A 3,459-nucleotide genomic window follows, 5' to 3' on the forward strand; every position below is an offset into this window, starting at 1 on the left:
TTATTAATAATAACATAAAAATCTACAACAAGGGGGTTCAATCCAAGTTAGGTAAAACTAGGTCACAGTCATACATTAGTTACCGCTTTTCTTTTTTTGAAGAAGATATTTGTATTTTGGCTAGCGCGACATTGCTATCAAGTTAAGATTATACAAAGTCAATTTAAGGCGGAATTGTTTCATTTTTCTAAAGGGAGAGTATATTGCTCTATCTATTGTAAATGATTTTGAATCCGATAGATCTTTTATTCTTGGTATAAAATTAAGTCTTAATAGATGGGTAAATCCAAAAATCTATTTTGTGAAACCGACCCTGTCTATATACAACAATAGGACTTTACTTGGAGTGATAGGTATGATAGGCTCGTTATTCGGAAAAAATTCCAATTGAAAAAAGCACATCCATAGAGGAGGATTGGTAACCATGAGTGATAAAGTACTTATTGTGGAAGATGAACGCGAAATTGCCGATTTGGTTGAGCTGTATTTAAAAAACGAGAATTATACGGTTTTTAAATACTATACCGCCAAAGAAGCATTGGAATGTATAGATAAGAATGTGCTTGACCTTGCAATATTGGATATCATGCTTCCCGACGTAAGTGGTCTCACTATCTGTCAAAAAATAAGGGACAAGCACACCTATCCAATTATCATGTTGACGGCGAAAGATACGGAAGTAGATAAAATTACAGGGCTAACAATTGGTGCGGACGATTATATTACAAAACCCTTTCGCCCACTAGAGTTAATTGCGCGAGTCAAGGCGCAGTTACGCCGATATAAAAAATACAATGGAGTAACGGAACAGAACGAGAATGTTATCGTTCACTCTGGTCTTGTCATTAATATAAGCACGCATGAGTGTTCTCTGAACGAGAAGCCGTTATCTCTCACTCCCACCGAGTTTTCAATCCTGCGTATCCTCTGTGAAAACAAGGGGAATGTGGTTAGCTCTGAGAAGCTGTTTCATGAGATATGGGGTGACGAATATTTCAGCAAGAGCAATAACACTATCACCGTGCATATCCGACATCTGCGAGAAAAGATGAACGACACGGTTGATAATCCGAAGTATATAAAAACGGTATGGGGGATCGGCTATAAAATTGAAAAATAAAAATAAGAATAAAAAAATCGATTATTCAAAATTAAAACGAAAACTCTACCAATATATCCTTACGATTGTCATGGCAGCAGTTGTATTTGTGCTGTTTGTGCGTCTATTTATCCAAGGGACACTGGGGGAGTGGATCGTACGTTTTTTGGAAAACAGTTATCATTTAGAGCGTTGGGACGCAATGATAATATATCAGTATACTATACGGAACAATATAGAAATTTTTATTTATGTGGCGGTTGCCATTAGTATTCTTATTCTATGCCGAGTTATGCTTTTAAAATTTGTAAAATACTTTGAAGAGATAAATACCGGTATTGATATACTTATTCAGAACGAAGATAAACAAATTGAGCTTTCTGCGGAAATGGAGTTCATGGAACAGAAGCTCAACACATTAAAGCGAACCCTTGAAAAGCGAGAGCATGATGCAAAGGTGGCCGAACAAAGGAAAAATGAAGTTGTTATGTACTTGGCACACGATATTAAAACGCCCCTTACATCAGTTATCGGTTATCTGATCCTGCTTGACGAGGCACCAGACATGCCAAGAGAGCAAAAGGCAAAGTACGTGCATATCACGTTAGACAAAGCGTATCGCCTGGAACAGCTAATCGACGAGTTTTTTGAGATTACGCGATATAACCTTCAAACGATTACGCTCACGAAAAAGCACATAGACCTATACTATATGCTGGTGCAAATGACTGATGAATTTTATCCCCAGCTTGCTGCGAAGGGGAAACAGGTGGTACTCCATGCTTCTGAAGATTTGACCGTATTTGGTGACCCTGATAAGCTAGCGAGGGTCTTTAACAATATTTTGAAAAACGCCGCTGCATACAGCGAGAACGACAGTGTAATTGACATTACGGCGGAACTCTCCGATGATGTGGTATCCATCGTTTTTGAGAACGCCGGAAACATCCCGAAAGATAAACTCGCTACCATATTTGAAAAGTTTTACAGATTGGATGATGCCCGTTCTTCTGATACGGGCGGCGTGGGACTTGGATTGGCGATTGCAAAAGAAATCATTGTTCAGCATGGCGGACAGATTTACGCGGAAAGTAATGATAACTCTACGACTTTCACGGTAGAACTTCCAGTCTTCCAAGACTCGGTTGATAAAGGGGATTCTTAGAAAATAATCATTATTTCTTAAGAAATTCTTAAAGTTATCTCTACTTTTTCTTAGGAAATTAACAATTTAATATTAAAAAATGGTTCGTTCTTATGCGGTAGATTTAAACCATAAGAACGAGCTTTTTTTATTTCGTCAAAGAAAGATATGATAACTTATGCGTGGATTAAAATAGCTCAAATGTTTAGAAAAAGAGTGACACAAATATTTCTTTTCTTTTTAGCGAATTGTGCCAAATGAGCAATCTACTGTTTTGGATGTTCCTGCACACCACTGAACAGAGTATACACATCTAGATATAGCATCGCTTTGCAGAAAGTAATCGTTAAGAGTTTCATATCCGAAATCTTCAGCGTTTGAATCAGCGTGACATTATCATCAAGTCATTTACCTAAGGAGGAAGCTGAAAATGAAGAAGTGGTGTTTTTTTATTGTTATTTTTCTTAGGTTTTGCTTTCATGAATAAAGCACTGTTTTTTCAGAATAAAGTAGAGGTTCAAAAATATGATCAAAATCACAAAGATAACATAGATAATACAGGGACTACCTCAATTATTCAAAAGAAAGAGATTGTAAAAGAACACATCTATCAAGGGAATCTGCTCTTAATTAACAGTAAATATCCTATGCGCCAAGTGGACTTTACCATGAGATGGAGGCTGATTATGCCTTACCAGCAGGTTATAGTGAACATAATTCAGGTTTATCACTTGATGTAGGATCAGGCTTAACGCAAATGGACCGAGCACCTGAAGGGAAGTAGATAGAAAAAAATGCTTGGAAATACGGCTTTATCTTACGCTATCCCTCGGATAAAACGGATGTTACAGGTATTGAATATGAACCTTGGCATATTCGCTATGTCGGTTTGCCTCACAGTACGATTATGCAAAAAATGAATTTAGCCTTGGAAGAATACCTGGATTATTTAAAAGAAGAAGAGAGCATTTCAGCAAGTATTGAGGGGGAAAAATATACGATGTCATATTATCCCTTTTTTCAAAGCAAGACAATTGATGTTGAAATACCTGTAAAAGATATGGGTGGGGTGATTATGACCACCCGTTCTTGAATTATATTCTAAAATGACAAAGTTATAGATTACAATGTAAAGTTAGGAGATTTTAAATGCATTCAGGAGTTTTGATTAATTATTTATATACTTATTTTTTTACTATTATTTTTTGTATAATGT

At 36.5% G+C, this 3,459-nt stretch carries 2 protein-coding genes and 1 pseudogene; all 3 read left to right on the top strand.

The window, feature by feature from the left end; genetic code table 11:
* Nucleotides 1-424: 424 nt before the first annotated feature.
* Nucleotides 425-1,120 carry a vancomycin resistance response regulator transcription factor VanR-A gene (gene vanR-A / locus ABWK52_RS24845; protein WP_098005416.1) on the top strand — a complete coding sequence of 232 codons (696 nt, stop codon included), beginning with the start codon at nt 425-427 and terminating at the stop codon, nt 1,118-1,120.
* Nucleotides 1,110-2,264, top strand: a complete 1,155-nt coding sequence (gene vanS / locus ABWK52_RS24850) for a vancomycin resistance histidine kinase VanS (protein ID WP_044585209.1) — start codon at nt 1,110-1,112, stop codon at nt 2,262-2,264. The genes vanR-A and vanS overlap by 11 nt, the downstream gene beginning before the upstream one ends.
* Before the next feature lie 784 nt (nt 2,265-3,048).
* Nucleotides 3,049-3,336: pseudogene (locus ABWK52_RS29865) on the top strand (M15 family metallopeptidase); the annotation flags it as partial.
* Nucleotides 3,337-3,459 lie beyond the last annotated feature (123 nt).

It is taken from the genome of Bacillus sp. AP50 (genome assembly GCF_040492675.1).
GTDB lineage: Bacteria > Bacillota > Bacilli > Bacillales > Bacillaceae_G > Bacillus_A > Bacillus_A cereus.

What these genes read in the sequence shown, in the direction of transcription:
- vanR-A (WP_098005416.1), top strand. Translation starts at nt 425, where the DNA reads ATGAGTGATAAAGTACTTATTGTGGAAGATGAACGCGAAATTGCCGAT.